General features: G+C 71.6%; 19 protein-coding genes. 9 read left to right on the top strand and 10 right to left on the bottom strand.

The window, feature by feature from the left end; all coding sequences use genetic code 11:
* Nucleotides 1-21: 21 nt before the first annotated feature.
* Together VGL20_03505 and VGL20_03500 are read right to left on the bottom strand one after the other, a co-directional pair.
* Nucleotides 22-1,728, bottom strand: coding sequence for a helix-turn-helix domain-containing protein (locus VGL20_03505; protein ID HEY2702736.1), 1,707 nt, complete (start codon nt 1,726-1,728; stop codon nt 22-24).
* On the bottom strand, nt 1,725-2,336 hold the full coding sequence (locus tag VGL20_03500; protein ID HEY2702735.1) for an MEDS domain-containing protein: 612 nt from the start codon (nt 2,334-2,336) through the stop codon (nt 1,725-1,727). Before VGL20_03500 ends, VGL20_03505 begins: the two co-directional genes overlap by 4 nt.
* A 234-nt stretch (nt 2,337-2,570) precedes the next feature.
* On the opposite strand from VGL20_03500, the gene VGL20_03495 reads away from it, so the two are divergent.
* Together VGL20_03495 and VGL20_03490 are read left to right on the top strand one after the other, a co-directional pair.
* Entirely contained in the window at nt 2,571-5,645 is a 3,075-nt protein-coding gene (locus VGL20_03495) for an AAA family ATPase (protein ID HEY2702734.1), read from the top strand.
* An 18-nt stretch (nt 5,646-5,663) separates the two neighbouring features.
* A complete protein-coding gene (locus tag VGL20_03490) occupies nt 5,664-5,804 on the top strand; it encodes a hypothetical protein (GenBank protein HEY2702733.1) in 141 nt (46 codons plus the stop codon).
* Between the two features lie 70 nt (nt 5,805-5,874).
* Here the strand turns inward: VGL20_03490 and VGL20_03485 are convergent, their stop codons facing one another.
* The 4 genes from VGL20_03485 to VGL20_03470 form a co-directional block, all read right to left on the bottom strand.
* Nucleotides 5,875-6,474 carry a DinB family protein gene (locus tag VGL20_03485; protein ID HEY2702732.1) on the bottom strand — a complete coding sequence of 200 codons (600 nt, stop codon included), beginning with the start codon at nt 6,472-6,474 and terminating at the stop codon, nt 5,875-5,877.
* Between the two features lie 100 nt (nt 6,475-6,574).
* Nucleotides 6,575-7,225 (bottom strand): peroxiredoxin, encoded by a 651-nt coding sequence (locus VGL20_03480; GenBank protein HEY2702731.1) that lies wholly within the window; start codon nt 7,223-7,225, stop codon nt 6,575-6,577.
* 200 nt (nt 7,226-7,425) lie between these two features.
* Nucleotides 7,426-7,887, bottom strand: a complete 462-nt coding sequence (locus tag VGL20_03475) for a GyrI-like domain-containing protein (protein ID HEY2702730.1) — start codon at nt 7,885-7,887, stop codon at nt 7,426-7,428.
* Between the two features lie 104 nt (nt 7,888-7,991).
* Nucleotides 7,992-8,567 (bottom strand): MarR family transcriptional regulator, encoded by a 576-nt coding sequence (locus VGL20_03470; protein HEY2702729.1) that lies wholly within the window; start codon nt 8,565-8,567, stop codon nt 7,992-7,994.
* Nucleotides 8,568-8,656: 89 nt separating this feature from the next.
* Here VGL20_03470 and VGL20_03465 point away from each other — a divergent pair, with 89 nt between their 5' ends.
* The gene (locus tag VGL20_03465; GenBank protein HEY2702728.1) at nt 8,657-9,679 is read left to right on the top strand and encodes an aldo/keto reductase; all 1,023 of its coding nucleotides are present in this window, start codon (nt 8,657-8,659) and stop codon (nt 9,677-9,679) included.
* 55 nt (nt 9,680-9,734) lie between these two features.
* Here the strand turns inward: VGL20_03465 and VGL20_03460 are convergent, their stop codons facing one another.
* A complete protein-coding gene (locus VGL20_03460; protein HEY2702727.1) occupies nt 9,735-10,670 on the bottom strand; it encodes an alpha/beta fold hydrolase in 936 nt (311 codons plus the stop codon).
* A gap of 187 nt (nt 10,671-10,857) precedes the next feature.
* Between VGL20_03460 and VGL20_03455 the strand changes: the two genes are divergently transcribed.
* Entirely contained in the window at nt 10,858-11,736 is an 879-nt protein-coding gene (locus VGL20_03455; GenBank protein HEY2702726.1) for an NAD(P)H-binding protein, read from the top strand.
* A 47-nt stretch (nt 11,737-11,783) separates the two neighbouring features.
* Complete coding sequence (gene pdxH / locus VGL20_03450; GenBank protein HEY2702725.1) at nt 11,784-12,461, top strand: pyridoxamine 5'-phosphate oxidase; 678 nt, start codon at nt 11,784-11,786, stop codon at nt 12,459-12,461.
* 23 nt (nt 12,462-12,484) lie between these two features.
* Here the strand turns inward: pdxH and VGL20_03445 are convergent, their stop codons facing one another.
* Nucleotides 12,485-13,555, bottom strand: a complete 1,071-nt coding sequence (locus VGL20_03445) for a carbon-nitrogen hydrolase family protein (GenBank protein ID HEY2702724.1) — start codon at nt 13,553-13,555, stop codon at nt 12,485-12,487.
* On the bottom strand, nt 13,552-15,030 hold the full coding sequence (locus VGL20_03440; protein ID HEY2702723.1) for an FAD-dependent monooxygenase: 1,479 nt from the start codon (nt 15,028-15,030) through the stop codon (nt 13,552-13,554). The genes VGL20_03445 and VGL20_03440 overlap by 4 nt, the downstream gene beginning before the upstream one ends.
* Nucleotides 15,031-15,215: 185 nt before the next feature.
* On the opposite strand from VGL20_03440, the gene VGL20_03435 reads away from it, so the two are divergent.
* From VGL20_03435 to VGL20_03425, 3 genes are all read left to right on the top strand, one after another.
* A complete protein-coding gene (locus VGL20_03435; protein HEY2702722.1) occupies nt 15,216-15,941 on the top strand; it encodes an SDR family oxidoreductase in 726 nt (241 codons plus the stop codon).
* A 93-nt stretch (nt 15,942-16,034) separates the two neighbouring features.
* Complete coding sequence (locus VGL20_03430) at nt 16,035-17,015, top strand: transcriptional regulator (GenBank protein HEY2702721.1); 981 nt, start codon at nt 16,035-16,037, stop codon at nt 17,013-17,015.
* Between the two features lie 64 nt (nt 17,016-17,079).
* Entirely contained in the window at nt 17,080-17,919 is an 840-nt protein-coding gene (locus VGL20_03425) for a DUF6569 family protein (GenBank protein HEY2702720.1), read from the top strand.
* Nucleotides 17,920-17,994: 75 nt separating this feature from the next.
* Here the strand turns inward: VGL20_03425 and VGL20_03420 are convergent, their stop codons facing one another.
* Nucleotides 17,995-18,732 carry a hypothetical protein gene (locus VGL20_03420; protein HEY2702719.1) on the bottom strand — a complete coding sequence of 246 codons (738 nt, stop codon included), beginning with the start codon at nt 18,730-18,732 and terminating at the stop codon, nt 17,995-17,997.
* A 225-nt stretch (nt 18,733-18,957) separates the two neighbouring features.
* Between VGL20_03420 and VGL20_03415 the strand changes: the two genes are divergently transcribed.
* Entirely contained in the window at nt 18,958-19,323 is a 366-nt protein-coding gene (locus VGL20_03415) for a hypothetical protein (GenBank protein HEY2702718.1), read from the top strand.
* The last annotated feature ends 291 nt before the right edge of the window (nt 19,324-19,614 follow it).

Genomic DNA, 19,614 nt, shown 5'->3' with positions numbered 1-19,614 from the left:
CCGGCCAGCGTGGGACGGCCGTCAGGGATCGGCGGCGCGCATTGCGGTGAGCGTGGCCCGGGCGCGTGAGGCCAGCATCAGGTTGAAGCAGGTGTCGGGATCGGTGAGGTCGCGCCCGGAGATCTCGCGGATGCGCTGCAGCCGGTACTTCAGCGTGCTGCGGTGCACCCCGAGCGCCGCCGCGGTGGCGTCGTAGCTGCCGCCGCACTCCAGGTAGCGGCCGATGGTGGCGACCAGGTCCCCTCCCCTGCCCTCGTCGTAGTCGAGCAGCGTGCCCAGCCACTCCCGGACGAAGCGGTCGACGCCCTCCTGCTCGCGCACGTCCGCGAGCAGCCGGTAGACGCCGAGCTGGTCGAAGAGGGTCGTCTGGTCGGGGCCGCCGGAGCCTCGCTGCACGCGCAGCGCGAGCTGGGCCTCGCGGTGGGAGCGCGGGAGGTCGGCGGGGTGGTCGCAGCTGCCTCCGACGCCGATGCGGCACCGCCCTGCGGACAGGTGGGCGAGCACCGCGGCGCGCAACTCCTCCCAGTCGCTCTCCGCGTGCGAGACCACCACCACGACGCCCCCGCGGGCGACCATGAGCGGTCCGGGGTCGCCGGCGACCGTGGCCCGACGGACCGCGTCGAAGAAGGCGTCGTCATCGTCCTGCCGGTTGATCCCGGGCTCGACGACGGCGACACGGTGGGGCCGCCGGAGGTCGTAGCCGAGCGCCTCGGCCCGAGCCAGCGCGCGTTCGTCGTCGATGCCGGTGAGCAGCTCCTCGACCAGGTCACGGCGCAGCCGCAGCTCGGTCTCGGCGAGGCTGCGCAGGCGGGCCAGCTCCATGCCGAGCACGGTGGCGCCGTGCTCCAGCGCCACCTGCTCCACGACCCCCGCGGTGTCGGCGGGATCGATGAGCGCCAGCACGCCGAGCACGTCGCGGCGCGGGCTGACCACGGTGAGCAGGCGGTCGCCGTCGCGGATCGGCCTGGCTTCGGCCAGCGCCCGTCGGAGCATCCGCTCGCGGCGCTCGCGGGACATCGCCGGAGCGACGGTGGGGCGGTCGGGCCCCGCCCAGGCACGCAGGTGCCCGCGCCGATCCTCGACGGCGACCGGGTAGCCGGTGAGCTCGTGGATCGCCCGTGCGATGCCCGCCTCACCCTCCACCGCCATCGCGACCTGGGTGAGACGCTGGTGGATCGCGGTGCTCTGCTCGAGGGCGTGGACCGTGCCCGCAAGCGCGCCGTTCGCCGCCTTCAGCTCGGCGGCGCTGGCCCGCTCGTGGGCGTCCCGACGGGCATTGGCGAGCGCGATCCCGGTCTGCTGGGCCAGCACCCGCAGCAGGAACTGCTGTGAGGGGGGCGGCTCCGCGGCGGCGCTCACCAGGAGAAAGCCGAAATGCCCCTGGATGCTGCGCAGGCTGAAGGCCCAGGCCCAGGCCTCGTGGAGGATCGCCACCGCCCCACCGGCGCTGCTGAGCACGGCGAACTGCGCCTCGAGGTCGGCGCGCACCTCGGCACGCTCGCACGCACCGGCGGTGGCCCGCCACCCCCCGTCGATGAGGTGCACGCCACAGAGGCGGCACGCGCTCAGTGAGGGCACCGCGGTGGTCGCCAGGTGGAGGATCCGCTGCTCATCCCCGGTCTCGGTCATCCGCATCGACAGGACGAGGAGGCCCTGGAGGTTGGAGAGCTGGCCACGCAGCGAGGCGCCGGTGTCGTCCCCCTCTTCGGGATGGGTCGCTCGGGTCAACTCCTCTGGGCGAGAAACTCGTCCGGGGTGAGGTAGTGCGGGTTGTGGAGCACCATGCCGCCGAGCAGGATCTTGGGATGGGTCTTGAGCACGTCGACGAGGATGCCGCCGCCGAAGCGCTCGAGGTCGTAGAGGCAGAGCCCCCACTGCGGGTACCGCAGCACGTAGCGGTTGAACTCGGATTCGAAGCGCCACAGCTCGTCGAGTCCGGTGAGGTCGCGGAGGCCCCAGGTCATCTCGCCGACCACGCGGGCGAACTGGACGTCGCCGTGCATCGCCCTTCCGACCCAGTCCTCCAGGAAGTGGATCATGTCCTCGGGGGTGAACCGGCCGGCGACGACGCCCTGATGCGCCGCCGGCGACGTGTGGATCTCCAGCTGCCCGGATGCGATGCAGGCGTCGACGTCAGCTCCGTCGCAGAGCCCGGCCCGTACCACCTCGGTCCGGTCGTCGATCATGCAGATGCACGTGTGGCCCGAGCGCAGACCGGCCTGGAGGAAGGGGAAGAGGATCGCGTCACGCTCGGCCGCGCCCATGTAGAGCGCACAGACGTGATCGCCTGGGGCCAGGTTCAGCCCGGGGATGCCGAAGTCGAGAGCCGCGGTCACGCCAGCCTCCTTGGGCGGCGATCCTACAAGATCTCGTCGGTGTTTGCCAGTCCTCGGAGGGCACCCTGTTCTCACCTGCCTGTCCTGTCGGGACAGGAGGCCACCCGTCGACGGTGGCACCGCGGCTGCCTCGGGTAACGCCGGTCACCCCATTTCCCCCAGCAGGACGTGGCGGAAAGCCCCCTGCGCACCGCACGCTGTCTCCATGACCGGCACCCGGACCCGGGAAACCGCATGAGGGTCGCGCTGCACGGCCGGCGCCGAGAGCGCCAGGCCATCGACGATCTGCTCGCCTCGGTCCGCTCCGGGGGGAGCGGCGCTCTGGTGGTGCGTGGCGCTCCGGGGATCGGCAAGTCCGCGCTCCTCGCCCACGCGACGGCGTCCGCGTCGGGCTTCCGGCACGCGCGTGCCACCGGCGTCCAGTCGGAGATGGTGCTCGCCTTCTCCGGGCTCCACCAGTTCTGCGGGCAGATGCTCGGCCGCCTCCACCGCCTCCCCGGGCCGCAACGCGACGCGCTCAGTGCGGCCTTCGGTCTGACCGCCGGCGCCGCCCCGGATCGCTTCCTCGTCGGCCTGGCGGTGCTGAGGCTGCTCGGCGAGGTTGCCGAGGACCGGCCCCTGCTGGGGATCGTCGAGGATGCCCACTGGCTGGACCAGGCCTCCGCACAGGTGCTGGCGTTCGTGGGCCGCCGCCTCCACGCGGCGCCGGTCGCGCTCTTCTTCGCGGTGCGCGACCCCAGTCCCCCGGGCGAGTTCGCGGGGATCCACGAGCTGGAGCTCACCGGTCTGGCCGACGCCGACGCCCGCATGCTGATCGGCGCGGCGATCCCGGGCCGGCTCGACGAGCGGGTGCGCGACCGCATCGTCGCCGAGGCCCAGGGCAACCCCCTCGCCCTCCTCGAGCTACCCCGCAGCCTGACGCCCGCCGACCTCGCCGGCGGCTTCGGGCTGACCGCCCCGCAGCCGCTGACCGGCCGGATCGAGGAGAGCTTCCTGCGCCGCATCCAGGCCCTCCCCGAGGACACCCGCCGGCTGCTCCTGATCGCGGCGGTCGAGCCCTGCGGCGAGCCGGAGCTGCTCTGGCGTGCGGCGGAGCGGATGGGGATCGGCCCCGACGCCGCCGCCCCGGCCGAGGCCGACGGGCTGCTCCACATCGGCGCGCAGGTCGGCTTCCGTCACCCGCTGGTGCGCTCTGCGGTGCACCGCGCCGCATCGCCCGACGAATGCCGCGACGCCCATCGCGCGATCGCCGATGCCCTCGACCCCGACCTCAATCCCGCCCGTCGCGCCTGGCACCGGGCCGAGGCGGCCCTCGAATCCGACGAGGAGGTCGCCGGCGACCTGGAGAGCTCCGCGGACCGGGCCCAGGCTCGCGGCGGCCTGGCGGCGGCGGCGGCCTTCCTGGAGCGGGCCGCGGCCCTCACCCCCGACCCCGCCCGCCGGGCTGCGCGCACCCTCGCCGCCGCCGGCGCCAAGCTGCGGTCGGGGGCGCCGGACGCTGCCCTGGGCCTCCTGTCCCTGGCCGAGGCAGGGCCGCTCGACCCGCTGCAGGGGGGCCGGCTGGAGTTGCTGCGCGCCGAGATCACCTTCGCCACCAGCCGCGGCAGCGACGCCCCGCCGCTGCTCATCAGGGCGGCCCGGCGGCTCGAGCCCCTCGATCCCCGGCTGGCCCGCGAGACCCACCTGCAGGCACTGGAGGCGGCGATGTTCGCCGGCCGGCTCGGCGGCGGCCGGGGGGTCCTGGACGCCGCCGAGGCGGCCCGGCTGGCGCCTCCGGTGCGGGGTGCGCCCCGGGCGGTCGACCTCCTCCTCGACGGCCTGGCGACCCTGCTCACCGACGGCTGGGCCGCCGGTGTGCCCCTCCTGCGGCGCGCCCTGGGGACCTTCCAGGAGGATGACGAGGTCCGATGGCTGGGTCTCGCCTGGAGCACCGCCGCGGACGTGTGGGATGACGACGCCACCTATGCCCTGGCCATCCGCGAGGTGGAGCGCGCCCGCGAGGCGGGAGCGCTCTCCCGGCTGCCCATCGCCCTCAACCAGCTCGCCGGCCTCAACGTGCACGCCGGCGAGTTCGCCACGGCGGCGGTCCTGATCGAGGAGGCGGCCGCCATCACCGAGGCCACCGCCGGCGCGCGGGTCAGCTACGGCGCCCTCAAGCTCGCCGCCTGGCGGGGGCGGGAGGCGGAGACGGCGGCGCTGATCGACGCCTGCGTCCGGGACGCCGAGGCCCGCGGCGAGGGGATGCTCATCACCTTCACCGAGTACGCCACCGCGGTGCTGGAGAATGGCCGGGGCAACTATGCGGAGGCGCTCGCCGCCGCCCGGCAGGCGTGCGAGCACCAGGAGCTCTTCGCCACCCGGGTGCTCCCCGAGTACATCGAGGCTGCGGTGCGGGCCGGCGAGCCCGAGCTCGCCGCCGCGGCGCTCGTCCGGCTCTCCGAGCAGACCCAGGCGAGCGGGACCGAGTGGGCGCTCGGCTTCGAGGCCCGCTGCCGGGCGCTGCTCAGCGACGGCGAGGTCGCCGACGAGCTCCACCGCGAGGCCATCGAGCGGCTGGGCCGCTGCCGGGCAACCGCGCAGCTCGCCCGGGCCCACCTCCTCTACGGCGAATGGCTGCGCCGCGAGCGCCGGCGGGTGGAGGCGCGTGAGCAGCTGCGCACCGCCCGCGACATGTTCGTGTCCATGGGCGCCGAGGGCTTCGCCGCGCGCGCCGACCGCGAGCTCCTCGCCACCGGCGAGCACGCCCGCAAGCGGAGCGTGGAGACGGCCTACGAGCTCACCCCGCAGGAGCTGCAGATCGCGGGCCTCGCCCAGGCCGGCCACTCCAACCAGGTGATCGCCGCCCGGCTCTTCATCAGCCCGCGCACCGTCGAGTACCACCTGCACAAGGTCTTCACAAAGCTCGGGATCGCCTCGCGCACGCAGCTCGACCAGGCGCCGCTGATGGAGTTGACCGGAACTCCCGAGCACACCCCCGGGCGACCAGCGGCTGCCGCCCGTGATGGCGCGAACCCCGAGGCGGCCAGGCCGGCCCACCACCGCCGATCGGATCCACCCGAGGGCACCTCACCGGCCGCGGCCGCGAGGCCGGCGGGCGTCGGGCTGGTCGGCCGCCCGGTTCACGCGGAGGCGATGCGCAGCACCAGGGCGGCGATGGCGAGCACCTCGAGCATCAGCGGTGCGGCGATGGCACGATCGCCGGCTCGCAGGTGGGCGGCGACGTCACCGACGAAGGAGCCGATCACCCCGACCGCGTCGGCGGACAGGGGTCTTCTGTCCTTCCGTACGGCCGCCGAACGCGATCCGTGAGATCACGCTTGTGGCGACGTGAAGCACCCCGACCACCACTGCAGCACCTGCGGCCGGCCCTTCGGACGCGTCGAGAGCCACCTCTGCCGCGACCACGACAGCGGCCGGCTGGTGTGGCGGGTGAGCACGCCGGAGGCCGTGAGATCCCTGGAGCGATGAGCACCAGGACCGTGCCCCCGCGGTCTCGGGCGCCCCGATCGAGGACCCGGCCGTCGAGGCGGTGCGGCGGCTACCTGGTCGTGCCGGCCGAGGCCTCATGGGCGGCGTGCTCCAGCCGGCCGCGGTAGCCCTCCCACCAGTCCGGGTCACCCGGGGCCATGTTGGAGTTGTCCCTGCGGAGCCCCACCACACCGTCGATGAGCTCGCGCGCGATGTCGGCGTGCCCGGCATGGCGGTTGGTCTCGGCGATCACGTGCACCAGGATCCGGTGCAGCGTCACCTCCCGCCGGTCCTCCGGAAACCAGGGCACGTGCCCGAGGGCGTCCAGCGGCAGCGCCTCGATGGTCGCATCCGCGTGGGCCCATGCCCGGTGGTAGAGGCCGACGATCTGCTCCCGCGTCTCAGCGGCCGTCGCCCACATGTCGGCATTGGGCTCGGCGCCCTCCTCGAACCAGGAGAGCGGCTCCGCAGGGCGCCGGCCGAAGGTCTCGCCGAAGTAGCCGAACTCGACGTTGGCCACGTGCTTGACGAGCCCGAGCAGGTTGGTCCCGGTCGGGGTCATCGGCCGCCGGACGTCGTACTCCGACAGCCCGTCGAGCTTCCAGAGCAGGGCCTCGCGAGCGGCCTGCAGGGAGCGGAGAAGGTCCGCCTTGGGGTCGTGCCCGGCCATCGCGGCAGTATGCCACGAGGTCCGGCGCATCACCTCAGGGCCCCACGCCGGCGGACCGCGGCAGCTCCTCGCGGCCGGCCGCGAGGAGCTGCTGCGTCCACTACCGCGGCTGCGGGGTGATGCGCAGGTAGGGCTTCGGCGCGCTGTAGCCCGGGAAGATCTGCTGCGCCTCGTCGTCGGACACCGAGCCGGCGATGATCACATCCTCGCCCTGCTTCCAGTTGACCGGCGTCGCGACCCGGTGCTTCGCGGTGAGCTGCAGCGAGTCGATCACCCGCAGCACCTCGTCGAAATTCCGGCCGGTCGTCATCGGGTACACGAGGATCAGCTTGATCTTCCTGTCCGGGCCGATCACGAAGACGTTGCGGACGGTCATGTTGTCCGCCGGCGTGCGCTTCGCCGGGTCTCCGGAGACGCTCGCCGGCAGCATCCCGTAGAGCTTCGACACGTTGAAGTCGGCGTCGCCGATGATCGGGTAGTCGGGCCGGGAGCCCTGGGTCTCCTCGATGTCGTCGGCCCACCTCTCGTGGTTGTCGATGCGGTCGACCGAGAGCCCGATGACCTTGACGTTGCGGCGCTCGAACTCGGGCGAGATCCTCGCCATGTACCCCAGCTCGGTGGTGCAGACCGGGGTGAAGTCCTTGGGGTGCGAGAACAGGACCGCCCACGAGTCGCCGATCCAGTCGTGGAACTTGATCCTGCCCTGGGTGGTGTCCGCCTCGAAGTCCGGGGCGGTGTCGCCTAGCTGCATCGTGGTCCTCCTGTCACCGGCCGGGCGGAGCGCTCCGCGGCAGGCGTCGACTGAATCCGGGGTGGCCGGCACCTAGCCTACCTGCGTCCGTCTCGCGGCCGGCTTCTCGACAGGATGGTGTACGTCGGCGGCGTCCGGCCATCCGGCGGTACGCACACGCCACGGCGCCGAGGCGTGTGCGAGCGGCCGCTCCACCCTCCTCAGCCCCGCGGTTCCGGCTCCAGCAGGAGGAAGAGATCGGTTCGGCGTCGCGCCGGGTCGTCGTCCCAGTCGCCGTAGACCTCCCAGCTGACTCCGGCCGGGCGGCGCCCGGTCTCCCTGCAGGTCCGCTCCAGGGCGGCGTACGCCGGCGCGAGGTCCGAGTACTCGCCGTGGTACGCCGTCGTCGCGACCTCCCCTGACGGAGTGGACGTCGCCCGGATCTCACCTCGAGCTGCGAACTCGGAGAGGGCCTCGACGCCGACGTCGACGAGCAGGGTGCCGCCCTGGTTGCCCTGATACACGACGACGTTGTGCCCGGTGCGGACCTTGAGCTCGCGGAGGACGGGCCAGATGATGTCCAGAAGTCTCACGATGTCCGTCCCCAGCCGCCTGCGGCTGGTGGTCGCGCGAATCGCCGCGAGCGGACGTGGGCCGACGCGTTCGATGCGCACCTCGTTCATCGTCCGCTCCTGTCGACCGGTCGCTCCATGAGGGTTCACTCTCCACGCCGCAATCCTGACAATATCCTGGGCCTGGCGGAGGTGGTGACGCCATCGCCCCTCGCTCAGCGGCGGCGTGGCCTCCGGGCTGGCGCCGCCTGGTCGACGACCCGGCTGTTCGTGGTGGCCGGGCGGTTGGGGTCCAGCGCCACGAAGGGCTCGGAGACGAGCAGCTTGCGCAGCAGTGCGGTGAGCTGCCGGCGCTCCTCGGCAGAGAGCGCAGCGAGGAGCCGCTCCTCGTTGGCGAGGTGGGCGCGGACCGCCTCGTCGACGACCTGGCGCCCCTTCTCCCTGAGCGCGACCAGGGTGCCGCGGCGGTCGTCGGGATCGGGGAGGCGTTCCACCATGCCCGCGGCCTCGACCCGGTCGATGCGGTGGGTCATCGCCCCCGATGAGAGCACCACGGCGCCGCCCAGCTCGCTGGGCCTCATCCGGTGGGGCGGGCCGGACCGCACCAGGGCGGCCAGCACCTCGTACTCGCCGAAGGTGAGGCCGTAGCGACCGAAGACCTCCGCGAAGCTGGCCGATTGGAGGAGATAGAGCCGGGTGATGCGCTGCAGGACGTGGGTCGACGAGCCGTCGAGCTCGGGGCGCTCGCGGTTCCACTCCTCGACGATCCGATCGATGGCGTCCTCGGTCATGAGCACATGATACTTCGACGTGGAGCTTCTTGACTACGTAGTATTCTGCGGAGTATCTTGATATCGAACTACACAGGGAGAGCTCACCGATGACGCTGAACATGCGACGGCTCGGCACCACCGACCTCGAGATCACGACCGTGGGCTTCGGAGCCTGGGCGATCGGAGGGGGCGGCTGGGCCTACGGCTGGGGGCCGCAGGACGACTCCCGCTCGATCGCGGCCATCCACGAGGCGGTCCGGCGGGGTGTGAACTGGATCGATACCGCCGCCATCTACGGCCTCGGCCATTCCGAGGAGGTGGTGGGCCGGGCGCTGCGCGAGATCCCCGCGGCGGACCGCCCCCACGTCTTCACCAAGGGCGGCATGGTTCCCGACCCCGCCAGGCCCTACGAGGAGCCGCAGCGCACCCTGCACCCCGCGTCCATCCGCCGCGAGGTCGAGGCGTCGCTCACGCGCCTCGGCGTCGAGCGCATCGACCTCTACCAGTTCCACTGGCCCGATGCGATCGGCACCCCGATCGAGGAGTCCTGGGGCGAGATGGCCCGCCTCGTGGACGAGGGCAAGGTCCGCGCCGCCGGCGTCTCCAACTTCGACATCGCCCTGTTCGAGCGGGCCGAGTCGATCCGCCACGTGGACTCGCTGCAGCCTCCCTTCTCGCTGATCCGGCGCGACGCCGGCGCCGACGTCATTCCCTGGGTGTCGGCGCGCGGCACCGGGGTGATCGTCTACAGCCCGATGCAGTCGGGCATCCTCACCGACACGTTCTCGGCGGAGCGCGTCGCGAACATGGCCGGCGACGACTGGCGGCGGGGCTCCGCGCCCTTCGTCGAGCCGAACCTGTCGCGCAACCTCGCCCTGCGCGACGCGCTGCGGCCGATCGCCGAGCGCCACGGTGCGACGGTCTCGGCGGTGGCCGTGGCCTGGACGCTCGCCTGGCCGGGCGTGACCGGCGCCATCGTCGGCGCGCGCGATGCCGCCCAGGTCGAGGGCTGGATCGGCGCCGGCTCGCTCCGGCTGACCGGGGAGGACCTGGCCGAGATCGCCCAGGCGCTCCTCAGGACCGGCGCGGGTTCCGGGCCCGTGGAGTCGGACCGGGGGGTGACGGTGTGAGCACGCGGGTCGCCGGCTGGAGCCTGCGGCATCCGGGGTCGAGGGTTGACGCCGTTCACCCTCGCGCCCGAGCACCTCGCCGCGCTCGCCGAGCTCTCGGTGTGGCCGATGCGGCGGGGAGGGTCAGCACCCCCTCGAGTTCCCCCCCATCATGGCCGCAACCGTTCCGGCCGGCACCCGGCGCGGCCCGGACTGCGGAGTGCTGCAGGAGGAAGCGGGCGATGTCCCGATCGGCTCGCGGCTCATCGATGACGTACATGTGACCGGCGTCCGGCCACAGTCGCAGCTGCGCCCCGGGAATCTTGTCGGCCAGCACCAGCGCGTTGGCGGGCGGCACCGTGACGTCCTGCTCGCCATGGACGACGAGCGTCGGGGCGGACACCGTGTTGAGCCGCTCGAACGCGTTGTGGGTCGCCACGGCGGCCGCCTGGTGAAGGTAGCCGAGGGGTTCGACGGGCGAGCTCATCCGATGGGCGATGTCCGCGAAGATGCGCTCGGGGTGATGCCGGCGGGTCTTCTCGCCATAGGTGTAGGCGACGGCCGCCCACTCCGCCTCCTCCGGCCCCATCCCCCCGGCCCGGGCGAGGAACGTGCCCGCGAACGACGAGGGCAGATAGGCGGCGAAGCCGCCGGCGGAGCTGGATCCGAGGACGAGGGCCTCGACCCGGTCCGGATGACGGAGGGCCACCTCCTGCGCCACCAGGCTGCCCAGCGAGATGCCGTACACGTGGGCGCGCTGCTCGCCGGCGGCGTCGAGGACAGCCGCGGCGTCGTCCGCCATCTGCCCCACCGTGTAGAACCACGGCAGCCGGCTGCTGCGTCCGGTGTCGCGGTTGTCGAAGGCGATCACCCGGAACGAGCGGGCCAGGACCGGGATGGTCATCCACCACCCGTCGACCATCATCCCTCGTCCGGCGACGAGCAGCACGGCCGGTCCCTGACCGTAGCTCTCCCAGTGGAGCTTGACTGATCCGTTCCTCGCGAAGGGCATGGGGTCGCATCCTCCTCCCACCGCACGGCGGCGGGTCGACGTCGGGTCTGCGTCCATTCAACGGCGCCGATGCCCTCGGTACGGCTGGCCTCTCGTACGGTAGACCCCATCTCTTGGTCGGTCCTGTTGCGCCTCCGAGCTCCGTAGCCTGGGTCGTCAGGCTGCTGTCAACCGATCGGAGATTCCCATGAGAGTCATCGTCACAGGAGCGGCGGGCCACATCGGCCGCCTGGTCGCCGAACAGCTGCTGGAGCGCATCCCGCCGGAGCAGCTCATCCTGGTCACTCGCCGTCCCGAGGCCCTGCGCGAGTTCAGCGCCCGCGGTGCCGAGGTCCGCCACGGCGACTTCGACCGCCCGGCCTCGCTGCGCGACGCCTTCGCCGGCGGCCACCGGATGCTCCTGATCAGCACCGATGCCCTCGGTGGTCGGGCACGCCAGCATGGTGCGGCCCTCGACGCCGCCGCGGCGGCCGGGGTCGGCCACGTGGTGTTCACGTCACACGTCAAACCCGAAGCCAGGAATCCGATCGGCGCCATCGCCCGGGAGGCGGGCCAGACCGAGGCGATCCTCCACCGCAGCGGGCTGTCCTGGACGGTGCTGCGGTTCGGAAGCTTCGCCGAGCTGCAGCTCGCACCCGCCGCGGTGGCGGTCAGGAACCACCGGCTGGTCACGAACCTCGGCGACGGGCGCATCGCCTTCATCTCGCGCCAAGACTGCGCCGAGGCGGCCGCGATCACCCTCACGACCGACGGCCACGCCGGCAGGACCTACGAGATCACCGGGTCCGAGGCCCTGTCCGCACGCGACCTGGCCGACCTCTACGCCGAGGTGAGCGGACAGCCGTTGACGGTCGTCCAGCTCGGCGACGCGGTGCTCACCTGGGTCCTCGGCTCCATCGGCACGCCCCTGTCGTTCATCCAGCCCGTCATCGCGTTCGGGCGCGCCGCCCGCCGGGGGTACTTCGACGTGGTCGACCCGGCCTTCGAGCGCCTGACCGGACATCCGCCGGTGACGCTCCGGGCCGTGCTCATCGCCCAGCGCGGAGACCTCCTGGCAGCGGCGTGAGACCCCGACGGAGGCCAGCATGTACTTTGGGTGGACGATGCCGACGCATGAGGATCGCACATGAACAGGTGCTGGGCTCCACTCCGATGACCGGCGTGACGGCCTCCGACCCCGACCCCAGACGTACTGACTTCGACGTCGGAGGATTCGCCGCCGACCCGCTCGACCAGTTCCGTGTCTGGATGGCAGACGCGATCGGCGCTGGCGCGAAGGAGCCCAACGCCATGGCGCTGGCGACCGTCGGCGCCGACGGGATGCCGGACGTGCGCATGGTCCTTCTCAACGCCATCGACGACCGCGGCTTCACCTTCTTCACCAACGTCGAGAGTGCGAAGGCGGAGCAGCTCGGCCAGACGCCTCACGCGGCCCTCACGTTCTGGTGGTACGAGACCTGGCGGCAGGTTCGCGTTCGCGGCGGGGTGGAGCGCCTCGACGACACCACCGCGGCGGCCTACTTCGCCACCAGGCCGCGCGAAGCGCAGGTCGGAGCGTGGGCCTCGCGGCAGAGCCGCTCGCTGGTCTCGCGCGAGGCGCTCGAGGAGCAGGTGCAGCGAGTCGGCGAGCGCTTCGCCGGCGTTGAGGTGCCGAAGCCGCCGCACTGGGGCGGCTACCGCGTGGTCGCCGCTGAGGTCGAGTTCTGGCAGGGCCGCAGCGGAAGGCTGCACGACCGGCTCCTGTACCGGAGCGAGCGGGGCTCGTGGATGCGGTCGCGCCTCCAGCCCTGAACACCCGGCGGGGCGCGGGCCGCTTATCCGACTCCCCGAGTACGGAGGTCCATCAGAGGCGCAGGCTCCTTGCCGGCGCCGGGTTCCGGTGGCTGATACGCGAACAGGTCGCTGCTGGGCCACGCCTGCCACGGGAACTTCCGCGCACGCTTGGCACGGCGGTAGTTGATGCGCCCCTGGAGGTTGAGGGCCTGCCAGGCCGCGTGCTGCCCGAAGGGCATCGGGGCCATCCAGAAGGCGGGCGACACCGGGTCCAGTGGCTCGGGCTCGGCGACCCGGACGTCCGCAGCCACAAACCCCTCACCGTCCTCGTAGGCCATGCGCTGCAGGATGTGCCCGTCGCGCTCGACGATCTGTGACTCACCGACCATCCTCGTCGGCCACGGAATCAGCGGCATGATGGGCGTGGGGAAGGTGACGTCCCCGACGTGCGCGGCCACGGCGGCGGCCGTGCCGACGCAGCGCGCCATCCGGCCGACCATCTCCCGGCACAGTGCGGTGATCCAGTACTGCTCACGCCCCATGAACCAGGGCGCGGTCACCCGCCAGGAGGGGAAGGTGGGGAAGCACGAGCCGCCGAGCAGAAGGTTGACGCTTCCGCGCAATCGCGAGGCCGTCCGGCTGCGGCACCACTCGTAGCCGTTGGCCAACCCGACCGGCCCCAGGGAGGTGGAGCAGAACCCGTCATCGGTGCCACCGATGTAGTAGTTGTTCTCCCAGTCGCTGGGCTGGTCCTTGTCGTGGAGGTGGGTGGAGCCGTCGGGCTCGGCGAGCACGTAGGTGCCCTTGGCATCGCCCCCGCGCACCGCCAGGAAGCCGCCACCCACAAAGCATCCGTACTCGCGAGCGAGGCGGCGCAGCAGCTGGTAGGGCTCGCCGTCGACGGGCCTCGCGACCTCCCGCATCACCGGCGAGTACACGTTCGGCGTGGTCATGCTCTCGGGAAGGAGGATGACGTCGGGATGGTGCTCCCGCGCCGCCTGACCGACGAGGTCCTCGACGTGACGCAGGTTGCGCTCGACCTCGCCCAACCGGACGGCGAGTTGGATGACGGCGATGCGGAGGGAGCGCTCGGGTGCGCGGGAGACGGTCATACCAGTGCCTCCTCTGGGGTTTCGGAGGGGGTGCGCACGGCCGCTGCGGGGGTGGGGCGTGCGGCGGCGGGGGCGGGGACACGTCTCCAACCGGGATGGTCCGAGGCAGCGACCCGGCGCGAGCGGAACTCCCGCCTCCATCCCTCGTAGACGACGTCGAAATGGATACGGGTCTCGCGGACTCCCTCGCGGACGAGGCTGCGCCGCGGTGCTCCGGGCCGCATCAGAGCTCGGGCCAGCCAGAGTGCCATGCGAGGGAAGCTGATGACCGTCTCCGGCCTGCGCACGCGGGAGAACATGTCAGAGATGTTCCGCTGATCCGGCGCCGCGGCGAAGCTGCGGAACGCCTCGACCGTCAGGCGGGAGAGTGGCTCGACCCGGGTCTCGTTGTTCGCCCAATGGTACGCCGGCAGGCAGTCACGGTCGCGCTGCGCCTCCCACTCCAGCAGCGCGCGGTCGAGCGCGCGGGGGTCGTCGAGGGTGCGTCCGGCGCACTCGCCGACCAGGCGTCCGTAGAGCAGCGCGTCGCCGATGCCCTGAGCGATGATCGGGTCCTTGAAGTGGCCTGCGTCGCCCACCAGCGCCCACCCCGGCCCGCTCGATGCCCGGAAGTACGAGGAGGTGTCGGCGGTGGCGCGAAGCTTGGTGGGGTTGCCCGCCCCCTCCACCCGGTCGGCCAGGCGCCGGTGCTGCCGGAGCATCTGCTCCCACATGCCCCTGGCGTCCTTCTGGAATCGCGGGATGTCCTCCGCCGGGCCCATGAAGAGCACCAGCATGCGGTCGTCGGGGGTGGGGAAGACCATCCCGAACACCTCTCCGATCCGCCACTGGACGAGGACGTCGCGCCAGGGCGTGCCCGCCTTGGGGTCGTCCATGTACCAGAACGCCAGACCCCGGCCATTCCGGGAGCCGCGGTACGGCTCCTCGGCGCCGACCAGCGAGGCGACCGTCGACCGGCGGCCGTCTGCGCCGATCACCAGGGGCGCCCGGATCTCCCGGGTGGCTCCGTCCTCGGCGCGATAGCGCACCCCGGCGGCACGATCGCCCTCCCAGAGCACCCCGGTGACACCGGAGTGCTCGCGGACCTCCGCGCCGAAGCCTCGCGCCGTCGACACCAGGGCCAGGTCGAGCGCCGGCCTGGGCATGCACATCGCGTAGTCGATGCCCTCGACGGCGCGATAGCGCTCGACCACATCGACGCCGGCGGCGCTCAGCATGATCCGCCGGCACTTCGGCACGCCCGAGGCGAGCACGCGCTCCAGCGCGCCCAGCCGGGCCAGCTGGGCGATGCCGGACGGGAAGATGACGTGGGTCGACAGGGTGTCGGACGGGAAGGTGGCGCGGTCGAGCGCCACCACCCGCCGTCCCGCCTTGGCGAGGGCGATGGCGGCGGCGGATCCGGCGCATCGGGCGCCGACGACCACCACGTCAACCGCTTCCGTCTCTCGGTTGGTGACCTTCGTCGCAGCGCTCATGTTGGCCCTCACACGGCTCCGATCAGCCGATTAGGGGCAATGGTACAGACTGAACGGTCGACTCGGAAGTCCCCCCTTTCTCTCGCCGGAGTCGAGTTCGGGTCAGGGTGCCACGAAGGGTATTGGACGGGGCGTGGGCTCACGGGCGAAGATCGAACCGCATCCACTCACGAAGGGTTCGACCAGTGACACTCGACGGAGCCCGCATCCTCCTGGTCGGCGGCACCTCCGGGCTCGGCCTCGCAGTCGCCCAGGCCGCCGCCGAGCGCGGGGCGACGCCGATCGTCGCATCCCGCAATCCTGCAAGCGTCGACCGCGCGCTCGGCACCCTGCCCAAGCGCGCGGAGGGGGCCACGGTCGATCTCGCCGACACCGGCTCGATCGCGCGGCTCGTCGAGCACGCCGGACCGATCGACCACCTGGTGTACACCGCCGGCGAACCCCTCCACCTCACCATGCTGCCTGACCTCACCCCGGAGATCGCCCGGAGCCTCTGGGAGACGCGCTACTTCGGCGCGCTCGGCGTCGTCCGCGCGGTCACCGTCGCCGGCGCCGTGCGTGAGCGCGGCTCCATCGTGCTCACCGGCGGCAACGCCGGCCAGCGCCCCGGCCCAGGCTGGGCGCTCGCAGCGAGCGTGTGCGGCGCCATGGAGGCACTCACCCGGCAGCTCGCCCTCGAACTCGCACCCCTTCGGGTCAACCTGGTCGCACCCGGCGTCACCCGCAGCCCGCTCTGGGCCGGCATGTCCGGCGACGACGAACAGGCACTGTACGACGGCCTCGCCGCCACCCTACCCGTCGGCCGCGTGGGTGAACCCTCCGACGTCGCGCTCGCTTACCTCTACGCGATGGAGCAGCCGATGGCCACGGGCACCTCGATCCTCGTCGACGGTGGCGCCGTGCTCGTCTGAGCACCGAGCCGACGGCTCGGCTCCTGACCAGTGGTCCACGGTGCGGAGGTGGCGTCGAGCACGACCGCCGCCGAAGCGCAGTACCCTCCGCGGATGCCAAGCACCTACGAGCCGGGCGAGAAGTTCATCCGCGTCTTCCAGCTGTATCAGCGCCTCTGCGAGACGCGCACCGGGCTCACGACCGCCCAGCTCGCTGAAGAACTCGAGGTGACGGTCCGCTCCGTCCAGCGCTACCTCGCCACCCTCCGGGACAGCGCGGGAATCGACATCGAGGAGGAGAGCGGTCGCTTCCGCGTCGGTGACCGCACCCGCCTACCGGCGATGCAGCTCGACCAGCACCAGGCAGCAGCCCTGCTCCTGGCGGTTCGGCTGCTCCACCAGATGCGCCCCAACCAGGACCCCGCGCTGGTGGGAGCGCTCGCCCAGTTGGCAACCGCGCTCCGCCTCCCCCTGGTGGTCCGCTACCTGGAGTCGACCATCGTGGCCATCGAGGCGCGGCCGCCCAACCCAACGCGGCAACAGGTGGAGCGCACCGTCGTCGAGGCCTTCGTCCAGTCACGGGTCGCCGAGATCGAGTACGAAGACGCCGAGGGCAAGGCCACGCGCCGGGCGATCCATCCCTACTTCCTGGAGCCGCGTCCCGAGGGGCGCACCATCTACGTCCTCGCCTACGACGAGAAGTCGAAGGAGGTCCGCTCCTTCCGCCTCGACCGGATCGCCTCAGCTCGGCTGCTCGCGCACCGCTTCGAGGTGCCCGAGGACTTCGACGTGGACGCCCACCTTGCCGGCTCCTGGGGAATCTGGCGCGGCGATGGCGAGGAGGAGGTCGTCCTGCGATTCGAGCCGCGGGCCGCCCGGCGGGTGAAGCAGACCGTCTGGCATCCGAGCGCACGTCTCACCGAGCTCGACGGAGGCGGTGTCGAGATGCGCCTCACGGTGTCCAGCGAGGTGGAGATGCGGCCTTGGGTGCTGGGCTGGGGAGATCTCGTCGAGGTGCTCGAGCCGCCGTCGCTCCGGGCGCACGTGTCCGAGGCCGTCCACCGGGCCGCGGAGCGGTACCGCGGCGACAGATAGCTGTCGCCTGGCTGAGGCAGGGTGACGCCCACGCAGCCACGACACGCTCCGAGCCAGCCCAACAATGCACCACGACGTCGCCGCCCTGATCCCAGCACTGCTCGGACGCCTGCGATCGGGGGGCGCCCATCTCGACCGCTTCGGTCTGACGGTGGTCCCCATCCATCCCGCCGCAAACGACGAGCTCCGAATCGGGCACCCAGCTCAGGAGGCGGTGCCCACGGAGCATGACCCGCCGCTCGCGGATCGGATCGTCGTGACGAACCTCTCAGATCACGCCATCGTCCTGGCGACGGGCACGATCGCCACCGGTGGTCACTGCGCTCGGGCTCTCTCTGAGACCACCGTCGTGGAGGCCCATGAGACGCACTCCATCCCGGTGGAGGCAATCGAACCGCGATGGTGGCACCAGGGCACTCTCCGGTGGGCCGGCTCGCTCGAGCCGGCGCTCGTGGCCGCCGTCATGCTCGTGCACGGTGCGGATGGAGGCCTGAGGGCGAGGGCACGCACGGCGCTCTGGAGTGTGCCGGGGCTCGCTCCGGACGAGAGCCCTGTGCTCTCCTCGGCTGACTCCCTTCCCGTGCGCGCGAAGAGCTGGCTCCTCTACCACGAGCGGGGCTTCCTCGCCGCGCGTCTTCCAGGACACGACCGGCCGAGCCTTCCGTCCTCCTCGATCCGGGCGGGGGTGCGGCCGCCGCCTCCACAGGTACCGGGCGAGCCGCTGGCCGACGTGACGGCACGGCTCAACTCGATCCGCTGGACCAACGGCACGGGCGCGGCACGTACCCAGGACGGCCACACGTTCGCTGCTCAGGCAACACGCTCGGCCAGCGGCATCGCCGAGCTGTCGCTGGTTCGCCTGACGGCCGATCTGCTGCGGCACCTGCTCCACACGCCCGGCTGACGGCCCGGTCTCTGGACCGCACTCGGGAGGCGGCGTGCCTGGCGGGAGGCTGCTCAGGCGCCGAGCTGAACACCCTCAGCCCGAGCGGTACGACAGGCCGCTGTCGCACGTCCTCTCCACGCTGAGCGCATCGAACGCTACGAACGCCCCCAACTTGCGGCCGGCGACTCCGGCCGGTGGCTCCTGCACGATGCCGACGATCTCGGCGGCGCACGCGCACGTATGGAGCGCGCGCTCACCGAAGCGGTCGCCCGCCATGGCTCGGACCATGCAGAGACGGGAATCGCCCTCCGCGACCTCGGCTGCGTTCTGCATGACCTTGGGATGCTCGCCGAAGCCCGGGAACTCCTGGAGCGAGCCCTGGCTCTGCATGAGGCAACCCACGGGCCCGTTCACGCCGATGTAGCAGCCGACCTCCAGCTCCTCGGCCGGGTGCTCAGCCACCTCGGTGATCGGACCCTCGCAGTCGAGCTCCTCCAACGTGCCGCGGCCGTTGATGAACAGTGTCACGGAGCCGGGCACCCGACCGTAGCGGCTGACCTTCGCCACCTCAGCCGTGTCCTCCAGGACGCCGGCGCACTCGCTGAGGCGCGGATCACCTGTCATCGCGCGCTGGCAATCGACGCAGGAGCCTACGGACACGAGCACCCCATCGTCGTCGCCGATCTCCGCCACCTGGCGCACATCCTCTGGGACACGGGCGATCGCTATGCAGCCGAGCACTGCTTCGAGCGCGCACGGACGATCGAGTTGCGAACCTCTGATCGACGACAGACCATGGATTGCGATGCCCTCTTCGGGTCCCAGCACCACTCCTGGGGTTCGATCAAACCCACCGAGATTCAGCCTGATGGCATTGCCGCTGCGGCAGCGCCCCAGTCGGTCAGGGCCGTACCTTGCGACGGAGTCGTCACGCGGGACCACGACATGCGCACGGCCATGACACGACTCGATGCCAATCCCGAACCTGAAGACCAGAATCAATACGCTGACAGAATGAGAGGTGACAGCTCACCTCGTTGCACGGAGGAAACGTCTATGCGTTGGTCCGGCGCCAAGGTCAAGGTGCTCTTCACCGCGGGGATCTACTGGTACTTCTGGCACTCCTATGTCTGCGAGTGGCTGCGCAGCGCTGGCATCGAAACGCCTGAGCAGGATTGGTGGCGGCTGTTCATTCCCATCTACAACCTCGTGGTGTTGTGGCGGTTCTACGGCATCGTTCGTAACGCCGAGATCGCCACGCTGGGCACGATGAATAACAAGCCACTGTCGGTGCCGCGCGCCTTCTTCTGGTCGGCGATGTGGTTCGCGGCCGTGCCGCACGTCAACCGTCACCTGAACGCCCTGGCGGCAGCTAACGCCAGAACGAACGCTCAGGTTGTCGCCAAGACGGCGGTAGCCTAGACCAAGTCGGCAAGAGCACGGGAGAGCTACACGTCCCATAGCCACCGTGCGTGAAAACGGCCCCGGCCGCTCTCGGCGGCGGGCGCGGGGGAGTGCGCCGACCACTCCTGCGGCTGTCGAGTAGTCACTCCGCACAAGAGCCCGGCCCACTTGGAGAGGGTCGGGTTCTTTGCGTTCCCCCTCTCTGTGAACGTAGCCTCGCTCGGGCTGGGTTACTACATGGGTTGCTACAGCGGGCACCCCGCACACGGAAAGTTGAAGTCGGGGCGCCCAGATTCGAACTGGGGCCTC

Source organism: Candidatus Dormiibacterota bacterium, assembly GCA_036495095.1.
In the GTDB taxonomy this organism is placed as follows: Bacteria; Chloroflexota; Dormibacteria; order Aeolococcales; family Aeolococcaceae; genus CF-96.
The sequence above is the reverse complement of the archived record's forward strand: the minus strand, read 5'-3'. Positions and strand labels throughout refer to the sequence as shown.

Bases quoted from the DNA above. Each gene is read 5' to 3' on its own strand.
- VGL20_03495 (HEY2702734.1), top strand. From the start codon at position 2,571: ATGAGGGTCGCGCTGCACGGCCGGCGCCGAGAGCGCCAGGCCATCGAC.
- VGL20_03485 (HEY2702732.1), bottom strand. From the start codon at position 6,474: ATGGCCGGGCACGACCCCAAGGCGGACCTTCTCCGCTCCCTGCAGGCC.
- VGL20_03480 (HEY2702731.1), bottom strand. From the start codon at position 7,225: ATGCAGCTAGGCGACACCGCCCCGGACTTCGAGGCGGACACCACCCAG.
- VGL20_03475 (HEY2702730.1), bottom strand. From the start codon at position 7,887: ATGAACGAGGTGCGCATCGAACGCGTCGGCCCACGTCCGCTCGCGGCG.
- VGL20_03470 (HEY2702729.1), bottom strand. From the start codon at position 8,567: ATGACCGAGGACGCCATCGATCGGATCGTCGAGGAGTGGAACCGCGAG.
- VGL20_03465 (HEY2702728.1), top strand. From the start codon at position 8,657: ATGACGCTGAACATGCGACGGCTCGGCACCACCGACCTCGAGATCACG.
- VGL20_03460 (HEY2702727.1), bottom strand. From the start codon at position 10,670: ATGCCCTTCGCGAGGAACGGATCAGTCAAGCTCCACTGGGAGAGCTAC.
- VGL20_03455 (HEY2702726.1), top strand. From the start codon at position 10,858: ATGAGAGTCATCGTCACAGGAGCGGCGGGCCACATCGGCCGCCTGGTC.
- pdxH (HEY2702725.1), top strand. From the start codon at position 11,784: ATGAGGATCGCACATGAACAGGTGCTGGGCTCCACTCCGATGACCGGC.
- VGL20_03445 (HEY2702724.1), bottom strand. From the start codon at position 13,555: ATGACCGTCTCCCGCGCACCCGAGCGCTCCCTCCGCATCGCCGTCATC.
- VGL20_03440 (HEY2702723.1), bottom strand. From the start codon at position 15,030: ATGAGCGCTGCGACGAAGGTCACCAACCGAGAGACGGAAGCGGTTGAC.
- VGL20_03430 (HEY2702721.1), top strand. From the start codon at position 16,035: ATGCCAAGCACCTACGAGCCGGGCGAGAAGTTCATCCGCGTCTTCCAG.
- VGL20_03425 (HEY2702720.1), top strand. From the start codon at position 17,080: ATGCACCACGACGTCGCCGCCCTGATCCCAGCACTGCTCGGACGCCTG.
- VGL20_03415 (HEY2702718.1), top strand. From the start codon at position 18,958: ATGCGTTGGTCCGGCGCCAAGGTCAAGGTGCTCTTCACCGCGGGGATC.